Below are 15,929 nucleotides of genomic sequence, written 5' to 3' on the forward strand. Positions count from 1 at the left end.
AAAAAGCCCCCCATGCCTGATGACGGAACGGGGGGCTTTTTGTTATGGGATTATCCCTTCGACACGGGACGCAACGCGGGAATCGCGCGATACATCGCTTGCGCCACAATGGCACCGACCACAGCTTTGGCGATGTCGCCAGGCAGGAAAATCAACAGGCTTGCGCTCAACGTGCCCATGGTGAGGGGAAGGTTCAAGTAAGTGACCACCCAAGCGAATCCGATCGCATGTACCACTGCGACGCCTCCGACCAGGTGGGCCAAGATGAGCTGCCATAAGGCGATCTGCCTATGCCGCGCCATCTTCTGAACCATCCAACCAATCACGCAAACGGCCAACAGCCAACTGAAGACATACCCTCCGGTCGGCCCGACCAACTTGGCCAGCCCGCCTGTTCCTCCCGCCATGACTGGTGCCCCGGCCGCGGCGAGGCCAATGAACACCGCCATGCTGATAACGCCCCGCTTGGCGCCTATGAGAGAGCCTGCCAACATGACTACCAATGGTTGCAGGGTAATAGGAACCGGTCCTATCGGAATCTGAAATTGTCCGCTCACTGCCAACAATGCCGTGAACAATGCAATCCATGTCATGTCACGCACGGTCTGCCTGTTTTTGTCCATCTTGCAGTCTCCTTAATAATTGACTATAAAATCATTTTTAGATTATAGCGTTCCGTTTATATTGTCAACTAATTAGTCATTCTCCGTTTACAAATAAACCTCACTTCTCCTCTCCGTGTGCCATCCCCATGCCAATTGGTTCGCCTGTTTCCGGGCAGGCGCCTTGTCAGCGCGCAGGCGCGGAACATAAGATATCCCATCCAGGTCAACAAGTGCTGAGGAGTGACCTTCTTTGAACCATGACAATCCGCGTGCGTACACGCACAAATTTCGACTTGCTGCCCATCACCCCGCCAATCTCTTTGTATCCGTCGCCCGCCGTATCAAAAGCGGTGTCGTAGCAATTGAAACCATGGAGGAGCAAAGAGGCCTCTCCCTGCAAAGCGCGGTCTTGGGCATGCTGTTTCCCGAACTCGCCAAGCCGGTTAACCGGTCGCGCCAATTCGGTTCGGGTTTCATCATTCATCCGTCCGGTTATGTCTTGACCAATCAGCATGTGATCGAACGCACGTCGGAAATCCGGGTCAAAGTGGACGGAGTCAAGCGCACCTTGCCCGCCACTGTGGTTTGGTCCCACCCGGACAAGGACATTGCTGTATTGAAGATTCAACCACCGCGGCCCTTAAAGTCGCTTACTTTGGGATCTTCCGAAGCGACCCAAGTGGGAGAATGGGTGCTAGCCATGGGCAATCCGATGGGTCTGGAACAAAGCGTCACCGTCGGGGTGATCAGCGGCAAAAATCGTCCCCTCCACATCAATGGCTTGCACTATGACAACGTCATTCAGACCGATGCCGCCATCAATCCCGGCAACAGCGGAGGGCCATTGGTCAACATCTTAGGCGAAGTGATCGGTATCAACACCCTGATTATTTTTCCCTCGCAGAGCTTGGGGTTTGCGATCCCCATTGAAGATGTGTTGGCCGACATCCGACGTTTCTTGCCGTGACCGCAAATGCGACAAACCACCTCGGCATATGCCGGGTGGTTTGCGTTTGTCTTCCAATTGATTTCGTTGTTCGGATTTGCTTGTTCAAGCGTTTTTCATGCCGTCAATCAACACCCGAACCACTTCTGGACGGGAAAACTCCGGCGGCGGCATCGTTCCCTCGCGCAACATCTGTCTTACTTTTGTTCCCGACAGGATCACATGGTCTTCTTTGCCGTGCGGGCATGTTTTGTATGAAGCCATCCCCGCGCACTTCTTGCAATAAAAGCTGTGTTCAAAAAACAGGGGTGTGATTCCCAATTCGTCGGGGGTAAACCGGCTAAAGATTTTTTGCGCATCATACGTGCCGTAATAATCGCCCACCCCCGCATGGTCGCGGCCGACGATGAAGTGTGTACAACCGTAGTTTTTGCGAGCCATCGCATGGAAGATGGCCTCACGCGGCCCGGCGTAACGCATGGCTGCTGGAAATACCCCCAACATCACCCGGTCGCGCGGGTAGTAGTGTTCCAAAATCACTTCATAACTTTTTAATCTCACATCGGCAGGGATGTCATCCGACTTCGTCTGCCCTACCAGCGGATGCAAAAAGAGGCCATCCACCGTTTCCAACGCCGCTTTTTGGATGTATTCATGCGCCCGGTGCACGGGATTGCGCGTCTGAAAGCCGACAACTTTCCGCCAGCCCCGCTCTTCAAACATTTTTCTCGTATCGGCGGGGTCATACGCATACTTCGCAAAAATGCCTTGATCCAATCTTTCCAGAAGCGTGATTTCCCCGCCTAGATACACGTTTGACTGCGCCGCCAACCGGGCAACCCCAGGATGGTTGCGATCCACGGTCTGATACACTTTGCTCGCTTCCAACTCCGGATCCACTCGGTACACACTTTCCACGCGTACCACGGCCACAAGCACTCCTGTTTCCGTCACCAGGGACACATACTCCGCTCGCTTAACTTCTGCCTCTTTCTCTTCTGGAATAGGCAAGGTAATAGGAATGCTCCATACCGTACCGTCAGCAAGCCGCATCTCGTCCCGAACGGACTCATAATCCCGCTCATTGAGAAATCCCGTCAGCGGGGAAAACACGCCCGTTGCTAAGCAATGCAAGTCAGACAACGTCACTGCGCCGACCGATATGGAGGGAAACGCCGCCGCCCTTTCTAACCATTTCTCTTTTTCTTCTCCTGTTGCAACACGTTGCACCAATCGTCCTCCGTGAGGGGCGATCAATTCTGCCATGCTTTCGTCTCCCTTCACACCATCTTGATTCCTGTAACAAACAACACAACGATAATGCCAATGCGCAGAGCCCGGTCGGGAACGCGGAGAGTCAATCTCCCCCCGAGCAAAATCCCGGGAACCGAACCCAAAAGCAACCAAGCTACAAACTCCAAGTTCACATGACCGAATGAAGCATGCATCGCACCCGCGCTTAAGGTGAGAAAAAAGGCATGAACCACATCGGTTCCCACCAATTTCGCCGCCGCGAGTGACGTGCTGGAAAGCAAGATCGCCATAAACAGCGTCCCGCTGCCAACCGATGTCAGGCCCACCAATAAACCACCCAAGAAGCCGACCCATCCCAGCGGGACCTTGTTGATCCACTCACTTGGGCGTTCCGTTTTGCCCATCATTTTGATCAACATGAACAGTGATACAATGATAAACTTCAACCCTAGGAACTGGCCCAACACCTGCTCAATATCTAAATTGGCAAACCGCTTCAACGCCTGGATCGTCAGCACACCCAACAAACCGCCGGGAACGCTTCCTTTGGCCAGGCGCCGAACAATGCTCCAATCGACTGTTTTCTAGCGGAAATGCTGAAAGCTCCCCACCGCTTTGGTCACTGCTACATATATCAAGTCCGTCCCCACTGCCATCGTCGGTGAAAAGCCATACAGCAAGATGAGAAGCGGTGTCATCAGAAGCCCCCCACCCATTCCCGTCAAGCCCACGAGCAAACCGACGATGAATCCAGTGAAGGAGACTGTCAACATTACTCGCTTTGCGGGACGTGCAACCCGCATTCCGTTTTTGCAGACCCGGACCATCTGCCCGCGCGCGGATCTTCACCCGGTTTCACTTGCCGGGTGCATGGCTGGCAACCGATGCTTGGATACTGTTGGTCGTGTAATGGGTTGTACGGAATATCATGGGCGAAGATATAGTTCCACACCTGTTTTTCCTTCCAAAAGGCCAAAGGATTCAATTTGACCATGCCAAAGGCTTGATCCCATTCAATCACTTCCGCATGCGCTCGCGTGGGCGACTGTTCGCGGCGGATGCCGGTGATCCACCCTTGATAACCGGTCAGGAATTTTCTAAGCGGCTCCACCTTGCGCAGTTTGCAGCATAAGTCGGGATCGCGTTTCCAAAGCTCAGCACCGTAGCGCTCCTGTTGTTCTTCCAACGTCAGTGCCGGCGCAACGCGAATAAATTCTTTCTGGTAACGCTCGCTCAAGCGGTCGCGCACCTGATATGTCTCCGCAAAGTGCAAATCGGTATCCAAATAAAAAATATCTAGTTCAGGATTTACCTTCAGCGCCATATCCACCAGCGCCACATCCTCATAACCGAAGCTACAAGCCAGCGTGATCGCTTTGACTCCAATCTCTTCTACGCCGAAACGGATGATTTCTTCCGGATGTTTCGTCCGCAACTCTTCTTGCAAACTCTTCAGCCGCGTTTCATCCAACACCGCATGTTGCAACAGCTGTTTTTCCATTTTCATTCCTCCTCACCCATTCCATATATGTCTGGTTGCACGGTTTGATCACATATCAGACCATTTTCAGCCGTTGGACGACAAGACGTAACCAGAACCCGGGCGAACTCTCTTTTTCTCTTCCAGTGTCCATTCCCTCACATCTGGCGTGGCTATTAGATAACGCTCCAATTCCTTTTCCGCATGGGTGAAAGCTTGCTCGTCGCCCGTCGACAACACCACCACCGCATGGGTGTCGCCGTTTTTCAGTTCAGCCTTCAACCGGTATAAGTACAATTCCTGGCTCATACTGATGGCACCACCCGTTCACAAATGCGATCCAGTTCCGCTTGGCACGCCTCTATGCCAACTCGCTCGATAAACTGTGTAAACCGTTCTCCGGCCTGTCTTTGTTCTTTATAGAACAGAACAAGCTCTTTCAGCACCGGAGCTACATGTTCTTTGGCCACGCGCCCTTTGAGCGGAGTGTTGAACTTCCCTGCCCCGAACAGATGGCCGCCGACGGAGATTTGGTAAGATTCGACCATCCCTTGGGCTGTTTTGCTTTTGCCACCCATCAAGCCGATGTCGGCGATTTGCTGTTGCCCGCAGGAGTTGGGACATCCATTGACGTGAATCCGGATCGGGGTGTCCAATTCCACATGCTCATCCAGATACCGCGCCACTTCTCGCATCAACTCTTTCGTCTCTGTGAGCGCCAAGTTGCAAAACTCATTGCCGGTGCAGGACACGGCATGGCCTTCAAACGGTTTTGGCGACGGGCTCAACCGCTTCAAGAGCGGCTCCTCGAGCAGGGCAGCTACCTTCTCATCAGGCACATCGGAGATGATGATGTTTTGCGTGTTGACTGTGCGCAATGTCCCCGAGCCATAACGATCAGCCAAATCAGCCAACGCTGCGAATTCTTCCGCCGAAGTCCGGCCGACCGGAATACTTAACCCCACATAGGAGAGGCCCGCTTGTTTTTGCGGATGCACTCCGGTGAAATATCCCGCATTCCAGCCAACGATCCGATCTTCCCCGCGCGTCGGGTAGGTGCCGATCTCGCCGGACAACACCTCCAAAAATTTCTCCGGGCCCCAGTCGGCGACCAAGAATTTCAGGCGGGAGCGGTGTCGTTTTTGTCGATACCCATAATCGCGGAACACTTTGGTCACTCCCACGGCTACATCCACCACTTGCTCCGGTCGGACAAATATATCCAATTGTTGTGCCAAATGCGGACGGTTGGACAAGCCGCCGCCCACCCAAACATGGAATCCAACCACTTCTTCCCCATCTATTTCTTTGACTGCGGGAGTGAACGCAAGATCGTTGATCTGCGCATGGGCAGGATTATAAATGCTTGCCGAAACCGAAATTTTGTACTTGCGCGGCAGGTTGGAAAACTCTCTGTTCAGCAAAAAAGTCTTCTCCAACTCAGCCACAATCGGCCGGGTATCAATCAATTCATTGGGATCGATGCCCGCCAGCGGATTGCCAATAATGGTCCGTGGGCAATCGCCGCACGCTTCATATGAATGGAGGCCAACTTCGCCTAAACGGTCGAACATCTCCGGCAGATTTTCCACCCGCAACCAATGGTATTGAATGGCCTGCCGCGTCGTCACATCAATCAAACCACGGCCGAACCGTTCAGAGAGCTCCGCGATGACTCTCGCTTGGCGGCTGTTTAAGATGCCGGTGGGAATGCGAACCCGCATCATGAAGTAACCGTCAGATTTTGGGCGCTGTTGATATATGCCCGCCCATTTGAACAAGGAGAATTTCTCCTCCGGAATGGAGGCAAACCCCTGTTTGGCGTAAACTTCTCTGATCTCATCGATGATGTCGAGCCCATCCTGTCTCAATTTCAATTGCTCTACTGAATTTAGTTTGTCTGCTTGTTCAGCCCACTTCCATTCTACCGTCATGGCAGTCACTCCCTTTGCCCAATTTCCCCCGTGTTAACAGACAACCCACGCTTTCCTCCAGCGTCTGCTCATGTAAAACAGGTATTCCATATACATTAACTCGGAATTAAGTACACTGATTTAAGAATAAAATAGATAACTAATTCAGTCAATCATTTTTATTCAATTCTTACATCATAACCCAAGTTAGATGATCGGGTTTATTAAAATTTGACCGAACCGCCTTGCCGATGCGATCCGTTCATTTTCCGCTGTAGGAAGCTTTCTTTCATCATATGCTCTGCCAACCCTTCCTTTTCACTTGTTCCAATTCGCGGCAAACCCATTTATCGTAGAACGCTCATTTGATACACTTTAGTTTGTGGCCCGCCCACACGGAGCCGCCATGTAAAACACATTCCCCCGTGGGGATCAAGGAGGCGTTTGCTATGGAATTGATCGTATATTTGGCTGGGCAGATTCACGATGATTGGCGGGAGCAATTGCGTCAAGGCGCGCAAGCCCGCAACCTCCCCATCCGCTTCAAAGGGCCGCAAGAAAACCATGATCTCTCCGATGAGATCGGCGAACGCATCAAAGGAACGCAACCAAACGCTGTGTATCGCGACCATGTCGCTTCAGAAGTGAATAACCTACGCACACGGGTTTGGATGCAAAAAGCAGACATCGTGATCGCGCTATTCGGTGAAAAATACCGGCAATGGAACACGGCAATGGATGCGTCCATGGCTTTGGCTTTAAATAAGCCATTGATTCTCATCCGGCCAGAAAGTCTGCACCATCCGCTCAAAGAACTCGCCCAACGCGCGCAACTGGTTGTCGAGACCCCTGAACAAGCCTTGGACGCCTTGGCTTATCTCTTCGAAGAATAAAGGACTCCGCTTTTTTGGAGTCCTTTCATCCACAGCAAAAAACCAGGCGCCCTTCCGCCCGGTTTCCTATTACGCAATCCCCTATGCATCCGCTAATCGCGCTGGTTGATCTTCAAATACCACATAATCCAAATTGATGTTTAAAAACATCATGTCCCGGCCAGAATTCTGTTCCCGGATCATGAAATAATCCCGGCCCACTTGGCGCAACACCCCTGAGAATGTCACATCCCGCCACTGTTGGCTACCGTCATAAGTCAAAAACACCGTGATTCGTCTTCCCACATTGGCTTGCATCAAATCTTCTGAAAACCGCCGCTCCTGCCGCCGCTGCGACACATTGGCATCCATGCCCATAACATATGGATAAGACCAGTACATCTCCACCGCCTCCTAAAAACTGAATACTTTGGGGCAATCCTCTTGGCTCGGTATATAAAAGCAATGGCTTTTATAACGCCCGGCGTTAACTTGGTTGAACCATCGGGCCGGGCATGCTCCTGGTGGCTCGAAAAACCACAAAGCGTACCGGCCCGGGATGAACCGCTGGCCGCGAATGACTTGTCGGGCCAGCCGGATGTCCAGTTGGCGCGCCGCTTGGTAGAAATAAGGCTTTTGCACTGCTTCAAACCCGCCCGGAGATTGAAACACCATATCCTGAACCGAGCGCAGTCCCTCAAAATCGAGGCAATCGGCCAACACCCTGTTCACGCCCACATTGCCCACATTCAACATACCGAGTTTCCCGTCTCCCTCTGCTTCCGCCCGCATCAACCGGGCCAACAACTTGACATCTTTTTCCCGCGCGTTGATGATGGCCATACCATCCCCCCTGAGGTAAAAATATGTGGACCCCTGTCAAAAAAGAACATCAAATGTTTGGAAGCGGAGTCGACGGGTTCGGATTATCTCCCATCGTATGCCATCTGTCCGTTCACCACTGTGCACACCGTCTTCGCTTCTATCCATTCCTCCGCTGGGCACTGCAAAAGATCGCGGTCGTACACGGTGAGATCGGCCCAGCGCCCAACGGCGATCACGCCTCTCTCCTTTTCCATGCCTTCAGCGTAAGCACTTCCCTGCGTGAACAAGCGCAAAGCTGCAAGCGGTTGCAATTTCTGCTCAGGCAGATATCCAGGATGAGTAACTGGATCTTCTAGGCGCCGCCGGGTCACTGCCGCGTGCATTCCCAAGAGCGGATGCAAGGGCTCGATTGGAGCATCACTTCCCGCCGCGCAGGGAATTCCCGTTTCGAGCAACGTTTTCCATGCATAGGCATAAGCGATCCGTTGTTCTCCCACCCGCTCTAACACCCATGGAAAGTCGCTCGCCACAAAACGTGGTTGAATGTCCACCACCACATCCAGCCGTTGCAGGCGCGCAATCAGATCCGCCCGCAAAAATTGACCATGAATGAGGCGATGCCGTAGCTCTCCTGCCGGAGCGGGGACTTGCTCCATGGTCTCAATCACCCGGCGCGCCGCTTCATCACCAATCGCATGAACCGCGATGGGGCGCCCATAGGCAGCAGCACGGCGCGCCAAGTCCAGCAATTCCGCCTGCTCGTGGATCGCCACCCCGATTTGGCTCGAATCATCGGCATAAGGCGCCGACATCAACGCTGTCCTTCCGCCAATTGAACCATCGGCAAAAATTTTTACCGCCCCCAAGCGAACCCACGGATTTGGCGCCAGCTCCGTTGGCTCCAGCTCATCGAGTTCAGCCAGATAAGGGTGATACAACAGATGATGCGTTCGAAACTTCACTCCCTCATCCACCAACTCGCGATAAATCCGCACCAACTCCCCAACATTTCCGATATACCGCAAATCTTCACTGTGTCCGCCAGTCAATCCACAAGCCAACGCCTGTTTCATCGCTTGGCGAATCGTCTCTTTCTTTTCATGGTAAGACGGGGTGGGTTGCGCAGCATAGAAAGGCTGGGAAGCTTGTTCATACACCCATCCGTTCAGCCGTCCGCTTCCGTCCCGCCCAAACACACCGCCTTCCGGTGGCGCCGTTGCCTCTGTGATCCCCGCCGCCTGGTAAGCGGCCGAATTGACAAAATGGGCATGCAAACAGACCCGGGCCAAAAGCACGGGATGGTGGGGGCTGGCTTCATCCAACTCCTCCAGTGTCGGCGCGCCGCCCTGCAAACGATTTTCATCCAACCCCATGCCCAGAATCCATTCACCCTCTTTGCTAGTTGGCACCCGCCATTTGATCGCCTGCAATAACTCCGCTTTGCTCCGACACGCGCCCAGATCCAGCCATCGCAACCGTTGCCCGACCCCTGACAGGTGAAGATGGCTGTCGACGAACCCCGGATAAACATAGCCCCCTTGCAAATCTACCTTGTTCACTTGCGCCCGGCCATGATCGAGCAAAAGCTGTTCCGTCTCCCCCACCGCCACAATCCGCCCCCGCTCCACAACTACCGCTTCCGCCAATGGCTGGGACGGGTCCAACGTGGTAATCCGTCCGTGATAATAGATCGTTTTCCCGTTCATGCCAGTCCTCTCCCCTGTCCTGATCTGATTGGAAACATTTTACGATATTACCCGAACATATATTTGCATATAATAAAAACAAACGCAAGCATACGTTCGCATAATGGAGTGACCCATATGGAATCAACGGTGCTTCTCATTGACATGCAATCTTTCTACGCCAGCATCGAAAAAGCCTTGCGACCCGAGTTACAACATCGCCCTTTGGTCGTCTCGGGTGACCCAGAGCGGCGAAGTGGCGTCATCCTCGCCGCTTGCCCGCTCGCCAAATCCTATGGCATCCAAAACGCTATCACCTTGCGGGAAGCGGAAGAGCGTTGCCCCCACTTGACCGTGGTTCGGCCGCGAATGTCCCTTTACCTACAAACCTCCCTGCGGATTACAGAGATTTTGGGCCAATTTAGCGATCAGGTTGAACCGTATTCGATTGATGAGCAATTCATTTCCATCAGCGGTTGTCAAACATTATTCGGCTCCCCGATGGAAACGGCCCGCAAAATCCAACAAGAGATCGCCATCCAACTCGGTCTATATGCCCGGATTGGCGTCGGCCCCAACAAAGTGCTCAGCAAAATGGCTTGCGACCACTTCGCCAAAAAGAACGAAAGCGGCCTGTTTGAGCTGACCAAAGACAAGTTGGAAACCCATCTCTGGCCGTTGCCCGTTGAAAAAATGTTTGGTGTTGGCAAACGGATGGGACGCCACTTGCGCCGCATGGGAATCGCCACGATTGGCGACCTCGCCCGTTGCCCACTGGCTCGCCTGCGAAAACGGTGGGGGGTGAACGGGCATGTTCTGTGGATGACAGCCAACGGCATTGACCTATCACCCGTTCATCCCGACACGTTTCAAAAACAAAAAGCGATCGGGCACCAGATGACCTTGCCCCGTGACTATCGCACCGCGGAAGAAATCGGCGTCGTTTTATTGGAGTTGTGCGAGGAAGTGTGCCGGCGCGCGCGTCGGCAACGGCAAGTGGGGTGGACTGTCAGCGTCGGTTGCCGCGGAGCCGATTTCAACTTCCCCAGCGGCTTCCATCGGCAACGCACCATGCCGGAAGCGACCAATCACACGATGACTGTATTTAGCCATGCCCGGGAATTGTTCACCCGCTTTTGGGACGGCCAGCCGATCCGCTCCATCGGTGTAAGCCTGAGCCAGCTGTCCGCCGATCGACCCATGCAACTCAGCTTGTTTGAGAACAATGATCAACAGCACCGTTTGGGCCATGTCATGGATGAAATCAACCAACGCTTCGGCCCCACCGCCATTTTGCGGGCCGCTTCGCTCACCCGCGCCGGGCAGGCTCTAGAACGGTCACAAAAAATAGGAGGGCATTACCGATGAATGAATCTTTGAATCGCCACAACATGCTGTGGGAAGGTAGCCGTATGTTTCTCCCAGAACACCGTGCGGCACTCTTGCAGCGCAAACAGGACGAGGAAGCGTTCATTCCCCCCCAGTTGGATGAAGACCAGCTCGTCGAGATGAATCGCCTGCTGATGGAGGCGGTGGATGGCGACTTCCCTCTGCTCGTCCGTTATGTGAACCGGCGCCGCCCCTGTGAATGGTGCGGCTTTGTGCAGAAGATCAATCCGCATGAGCGCTGGATTCGACTGGCCAATGGGCGGGAAACCACCACCATCCCCTTCTCCGACATCTACGGAATGGAAAAGGCTACGGACAGAGATGACGTATAAGGCCTTCCCGCCTTAGGCCATACGGGGCGGGGATTGATCCATCGAAGAGCGTCACCGATGTGGCTGCGCTCAGAGGTTGAAGCCTTCTCAAGCAGCCGTCTGAAACTTTCCATCTTCTTCTGACCGCGCCTGCGCCCGAATAAACCACACAATTCCGACGATAGAGAGCAATCCACCCACCAGTTGCGACCAAATAACCGCCTCATCAAGGAGCCACGCTGCCAACAAGACCGTTCCTACCGGTTCACCCAGTACTGCCATCTGAATCGTAACCGCTTTGGTAAACTTGAGTAACCAATTGAACAACAAGTGGCCAAAGACGGTCGGCACGGCGGCCAGCAGGAAGAAGATGCCCCATTCTTCAGCTGGATAGGAAAACAGCGGGACACCGAGAACAACGTTATATCCGGCCAGCACCAAGGTTGCGACCACAAACACCACAAAACTGTAAACCGTCGAAGAGATGCGCTGGCGCAAATTTTGCCCCAATAGCATATGGATGGCAACAGCAACCGCGCCCAAAAACGACAAAACATCTCCCCACAGCGCAGTCAGGGTCCAAGTAAAATCACCGCCAACAACCAGCCCCGTGCCAACCAGCGCCAATCCCATTCCCCAAAACGCACGCGCCGGATATTTCTCCTTAAACATCAGAAAAGCTCCCGCCGCCACCAAGAGCGGAGTCAGATTCAAGAAAATCATCGCACTAGCCACTGAGGTGTAATGGAAGGATGACATCCAGAACAAAAAATGCAAGCTCAAAAAAAAGCCCGACAACGACAGTCGAACCCAATCCTTACCCGTCAGTCTGACCAGCCCAGCACGCTCCCGCCAGACCCAGGGCAACATGAGCAACGCAGTCAGCGACAAACGATGCGTGGCCAACACGCTAGCAGGCGCAGACGACCACTTGATGAAAATACCGGAAAAAGAGAATGCCACCACTCCCAATGCGAGTAACAAAAACACACCTGCACGCGATGGATTCATCGTTTCACCTCCCTTTGGCATCATATTCTGATTTTAAGACAAAACCATGCCGATGTCTCCACTCCCACCACGAAAAAAGGGCCGCATCCTTCCCCATGGATGCAACCCTCTCACGCGCTTCTATTTCCCTCTTTTCAACCGATCGCGCTCTCGCACCAGCTCTTGAAAACGCCGTTCCAGCTCAGCTCGCTCCGCCTCTGGTAACGGGAAACCGAGTCGCCCCAGCACTTCCGCCAATGCCGTTTCAATCCGCAACAAGGCCTCGGCCGACTGTTTGGGCTGGGAGGTGGATGTTCGTGTCAAGCTCCGCTCATACTCCGCAAACGTCCCCTCGAAATAAACGGCGTGCTGATCTTCAATGATGATCAAGCGTTCAGCCACCTCCCGGAGCAAATGGCGGTCATGCGAAGCGAACAGCAACGTTCCCGGATAACTTTTGAGCACCCGTTCCAACTCCTCGCGCGCAAACAGATCCAAGAAATTGGTTGGTTCATCCAACACCAGCACATTGGACTCACTCAAAAACACTTTGGCCAACGCCGCCTTCACCCGCTCGCCGCCGCTGAGCACGCTTACCGGCTTGTGCACCTCCTCACGTCGAAACAACAGCCGAGCGAGTACCGTGCGGATCATGGTCTCATCATACCGGCTGGATGTCCGCACATTCTCCAAAATCGATTTTCTTTCATCCAACACATTGATTTGTTGCTGGAAAAAGCCGATTTTCGCCGCCGAGGCCCAAGCAACCCCAGGTGCGCGGGAAACCAGTAGCTGAAGCAATGTCGATTTGCCCGTACCATTGGCACCAATCACGCCCACCTTCGCTCCCGTCGGAATCGCGCACCGAAGCGGCGCAAACAGGCCTGGTTTGCCGACTTGCTCCAGTCGCAACACCACCTTGCTCCCGATGGGATCGTGATGGCTGGCATCAAATTGCACATGCGGCAACTCGCGCGGCTTTTCTTTCTCTTCCAAGCGGGCCAACCGTGATTCGAGCGCTTTCGCACGCCCTGCCACTTTTCCCTGCTTCGTCCCTCGATAATCTTTGCCCATACGGGCTTCGGACACGCTCATCCCCTTCGGCGGCTTCATCATCCTCCGCGACCGTTCTTTCACTTCACGAATCGCCGCTTGCAACCGTTTTTTCTCGGCCACGTACTGATCATACTCCGCTTGGGCAAAGGCACGACGCCGTTCCTTTTCTTCGCGGTAAAAGGAGTAGTTACCCGGATATAGTGTGCACACTCCCTGTTCAATCTCCAGAATCTTACCGCAAACCGCATCCAACAGCGCCCGGTCATGTGAGATCAGAAGGACGGCGCGGTCTGTCGCCCGCAACTCTTTCTCCAGCCACTTGACCCCGGCCAAATCGAGGTGAGAGGTCGGCTCATCCGCTAACAAAAGCGAGGCTTGCTTCGATAAGGCCCGTTTAATCTGCTCGCGCACCTGTTCACCCCCGCTCAGCGGCATTTCGCTGTCGCCGACTAGCTGTCTGATCCAAGCCACCGAACCGCGCCGCACAATCCGTCCTTCGTCGGCGGGCTCTTCCCCGGCCAATGTGCGCAAAAGCGTCGTTTTGCCGGCGCCGTTCAAACCGACGATGCCGATTTTTTCACCGGCTTGTACCTTCAATTCATCTAACGTGAACAACAACCGCTCACCCAACCACTTATTCACATTCGCCGCTTCTAGCAAAAACAAAAAAATCCTCCCTTCGCTCCCAGAGAGGATTCATGCCATATCCGTTTAACGGCATGCACGAAAAGCACATCGCCCGGCAGGTATAAACCAGCCAAGCAACGCGCCAGCGATGCTCGTGCAATAACGAAAAATGGACAGACGAATCCCGCTCCGAAAACACTGAGTAATTGATTCCTCAATGATTGGTTTCGATTAGCGAGATACATTGTCCATTGTTCGCATACCGTTCCTTTCCTTCAATTTGTCATTTATTATAACCCTCCCAAACGCGCTCCGTCAACGAACAGCAAAGCGATCGGGCAAAAGGCAAACCTTACAGAAGCAAGAACGATAAAAAGCGATGCGCTAGGAGTTTCAAGGCTAAAGCGTCAGCCGCAACACCTTGAGGGACCCGTCTTCCCGCTCAACTTGAAAGCTGAGCCGCTCGTATAAACCGAGCACCGGGTTATCCTTATGCACGGCGACCGAAAGCGCCTGAAAGCCCTCCATGCGGGCTTGATTAACCAACCGGGTAATCAGGTAGCGCCCAATCCCTTGATTGCGATACTCTGGCGAAACAGCCGCAATCAGCTCTGGCGTCTTCTCATCAAGAAAAGCGAGCCCCGGGCGGTCTTGTGTGAATTGGCGGAACCACACCGCACCAATCGGCTTTTTTTCTTTCTTTAATAAAACGATAAAGCCGATATCCACCCGTTTTCCCCAATCTGCGAGATAATGATCCATCATTTGTTCGCGTTCATTTCCATAAAACTCCATCGCCAACTCCAAGAATTCCTTTAACACAGGTGCATCAGCAGGTTTAATCGTGCGAAAAACGAGTTCCATGTCATGTTCATCCCTTTCATGTCATTGCACCAAACCACTAGAATATTAAATAATTTTATTCGACTTTTATATAGATTAACCCTGCTAAACATTTATAAAATGTAGAAAAGTACCCAATCATCCATTTCAATGCACCTGACTAGCCCTAACTACTTCTTTGCATCCGCTGCCCTAAGGGCTCTTCCCCAGCATTCACTAAAAGGCGAGCGACAACCAGCGTGACAGCGATCGCTGCCAGCAATCGGATCAACAACAGGTAAACGACCGGAATCCCAAGCGGGACAAAAATCAAGGTATCCTCAACCACCGCATGACAAGCGGCCAAAAAAATCATGATCAACGTCATGTCGCGCTTGGAAAAGTTACGCTCTTCCGCCTCTTGAATGATAAGACCCGCCCCCAGAAACAAGCCAGCAAATAACCCCGTGGCCATCGCAATCGCTCCATGCCCGGAAATCGACAAAGGTTTGAGTAGCGGCATAATCCACTGCGCCACCCTATCCAGAAAACCGACATCCTTGAGGGCCTGCAAAACGACCATCAACGGTAGCACAATCACCACCAGTTGCAATACACCTTCGGCCGCCGCATAGAAGGCCGTGAGCAAGATATCCCCCCAGCCGTCAGCATGAGCATGCTCAACTGGCGCTACCACTCCTTGCGCAATCGGTTCTCCGCCACCGGCCCACGTCCAGTTGATGATCAAGGCCGAGACCACTGCCAGTCCCATCCGCACAGTGATCACGGCCCATGTCGCCACACCCACCCGGCGGCAAACCGCCGATTCGATAAACATGTTGTGTGAGAAGCTAAGCATGACCGCCAAGATGAACGCTTGCTTCACCGTCAAGTCAACCGCCTGCATAGCCCCTAAAGCGGCATAAAGATTCAACACATTGCCCAGCACCAGCGGAATCGCCGCTTCCCCACCCAATCCAAAAACAGACATAAAGGGGGCGATGCTCTCCGTCACCCATCCCAACACGGGCGTCTGCTTAGCCACCTGAATGACAAACGCAATGGGAAGAACGATTTTGCTCAACTCCCACGACGTTTTAAGGCCAGCGCGCATCCCCTTCTTCCAATCCACGCTACGGTTCATCTTCTCCCAC

The 15,929-nt window shown here is 53.4% G+C and carries 16 protein-coding genes and 1 pseudogene; 4 read left to right on the forward strand and 13 right to left on the reverse strand.

Annotated features, from left to right (window positions below; genetic code table 11):
- Positions 1-50: 50 nt before the first annotated feature.
- Positions 51-623, reverse strand: a complete 573-nt coding sequence (locus CLV36_RS02445) for a biotin transporter BioY (RefSeq protein ID WP_106341626.1) — start codon at positions 621-623, stop codon at positions 51-53.
- Between the two features lie 232 nt (positions 624-855).
- On the opposite strand from CLV36_RS02445, the gene CLV36_RS02450 reads away from it, so the two are divergent.
- On the forward strand, positions 856-1,572 hold the full coding sequence (locus CLV36_RS02450) for a S1C family serine protease (RefSeq protein ID WP_245888264.1): 717 nt from the start codon (positions 856-858) through the stop codon (positions 1,570-1,572).
- 84 nt (positions 1,573-1,656) lie between these two features.
- Here CLV36_RS02450 and sat read toward each other — a convergent pair whose 3' ends face one another.
- From sat to CLV36_RS02480, 5 genes and pseudogenes are all read right to left on the reverse strand, one after another.
- Entirely contained in the window at positions 1,657-2,817 is a 1,161-nt protein-coding gene (sat, locus tag CLV36_RS02455) for a sulfate adenylyltransferase (RefSeq protein ID WP_106341627.1), read from the reverse strand.
- 14 nt (positions 2,818-2,831) lie between these two features.
- Positions 2,832-3,632: pseudogene (locus CLV36_RS02460) on the reverse strand (sulfite exporter TauE/SafE family protein).
- The gene (locus tag CLV36_RS02470) at positions 3,578-4,306 is read right to left on the reverse strand and encodes a phosphoadenylyl-sulfate reductase (RefSeq protein ID WP_106341630.1); all 729 of its coding nucleotides are present in this window, start codon (positions 4,304-4,306) and stop codon (positions 3,578-3,580) included. The pseudogene CLV36_RS02460 and the gene CLV36_RS02470 overlap by 55 nt, the downstream one beginning before the upstream one ends.
- 66 nt (positions 4,307-4,372) lie before the next feature.
- On the reverse strand, positions 4,373-4,594 hold the full coding sequence (locus CLV36_RS02475) for a DUF3906 family protein (RefSeq protein ID WP_106341631.1): 222 nt from the start codon (positions 4,592-4,594) through the stop codon (positions 4,373-4,375).
- Positions 4,591-6,219, reverse strand: a complete 1,629-nt coding sequence (locus CLV36_RS02480) for a nitrite/sulfite reductase (RefSeq protein WP_106341632.1) — start codon at positions 6,217-6,219, stop codon at positions 4,591-4,593. The genes CLV36_RS02475 and CLV36_RS02480 overlap by 4 nt, the downstream gene beginning before the upstream one ends.
- Before the next feature lie 428 nt (positions 6,220-6,647).
- On the opposite strand from CLV36_RS02480, the gene CLV36_RS02485 reads away from it, so the two are divergent.
- Complete coding sequence (locus CLV36_RS02485) at positions 6,648-7,091, forward strand: YtoQ family protein (protein ID WP_022736917.1); 444 nt, start codon at positions 6,648-6,650, stop codon at positions 7,089-7,091.
- Positions 7,092-7,172: 81 nt separating this feature from the next.
- Here CLV36_RS02485 and CLV36_RS02490 read toward each other — a convergent pair whose 3' ends face one another.
- From CLV36_RS02490 to CLV36_RS02500, 3 genes are all read right to left on the reverse strand, one after another.
- Positions 7,173-7,472, reverse strand: coding sequence for a spore coat protein GerQ (locus CLV36_RS02490; RefSeq protein ID WP_022736918.1), 300 nt, complete (start codon positions 7,470-7,472; stop codon positions 7,173-7,175).
- A gap of 12 nt (positions 7,473-7,484) precedes the next feature.
- Entirely contained in the window at positions 7,485-7,913 is a 429-nt protein-coding gene (locus CLV36_RS02495; protein WP_106341633.1) for a cell wall hydrolase, read from the reverse strand.
- Between the two features lie 83 nt (positions 7,914-7,996).
- A complete protein-coding gene (locus CLV36_RS02500) occupies positions 7,997-9,601 on the reverse strand; it encodes an amidohydrolase (RefSeq protein WP_022736920.1) in 1,605 nt (534 codons plus the stop codon).
- Positions 9,602-9,718: 117 nt separating this feature from the next.
- On the opposite strand from CLV36_RS02500, the gene CLV36_RS02505 reads away from it, so the two are divergent.
- Both CLV36_RS02505 and CLV36_RS02510 read left to right on the forward strand, forming a co-directional pair.
- The gene (locus tag CLV36_RS02505; RefSeq protein ID WP_022736921.1) at positions 9,719-10,948 is read left to right on the forward strand and encodes a DNA polymerase IV; all 1,230 of its coding nucleotides are present in this window, start codon (positions 9,719-9,721) and stop codon (positions 10,946-10,948) included.
- Entirely contained in the window at positions 10,945-11,301 is a 357-nt protein-coding gene (locus CLV36_RS02510; protein WP_022736922.1) for a YolD-like family protein, read from the forward strand. The genes CLV36_RS02505 and CLV36_RS02510 overlap by 4 nt, the downstream gene beginning before the upstream one ends.
- 87 nt (positions 11,302-11,388) lie before the next feature.
- On the opposite strand, the gene CLV36_RS02515 is transcribed toward CLV36_RS02510, so the two are convergent.
- From CLV36_RS02515 to CLV36_RS02530, 4 genes are all read right to left on the reverse strand, one after another.
- Positions 11,389-12,291, reverse strand: coding sequence for a DMT family transporter (locus CLV36_RS02515; RefSeq protein ID WP_106341634.1), 903 nt, complete (start codon positions 12,289-12,291; stop codon positions 11,389-11,391).
- A gap of 120 nt (positions 12,292-12,411) precedes the next feature.
- Positions 12,412-13,992 (reverse strand): ribosomal protection-like ABC-F family protein, encoded by a 1,581-nt coding sequence (abc-f, locus tag CLV36_RS02520; RefSeq protein ID WP_106341635.1) that lies wholly within the window; start codon positions 13,990-13,992, stop codon positions 12,412-12,414.
- Positions 13,993-14,352: 360 nt separating this feature from the next.
- On the reverse strand, positions 14,353-14,817 hold the full coding sequence (locus CLV36_RS02525; RefSeq protein ID WP_106341636.1) for a GNAT family N-acetyltransferase: 465 nt from the start codon (positions 14,815-14,817) through the stop codon (positions 14,353-14,355).
- 145 nt (positions 14,818-14,962) lie between these two features.
- Positions 14,963-15,919, reverse strand: a complete 957-nt coding sequence (locus tag CLV36_RS02530; protein ID WP_106341637.1) for a nucleoside recognition domain-containing protein — start codon at positions 15,917-15,919, stop codon at positions 14,963-14,965.
- Positions 15,920-15,929 lie beyond the last annotated feature (10 nt).

This window comes from Laceyella sediminis (genome assembly GCF_003003125.1).
GTDB lineage: Bacteria > Bacillota > Bacilli > Thermoactinomycetales > Thermoactinomycetaceae > Laceyella > Laceyella tengchongensis.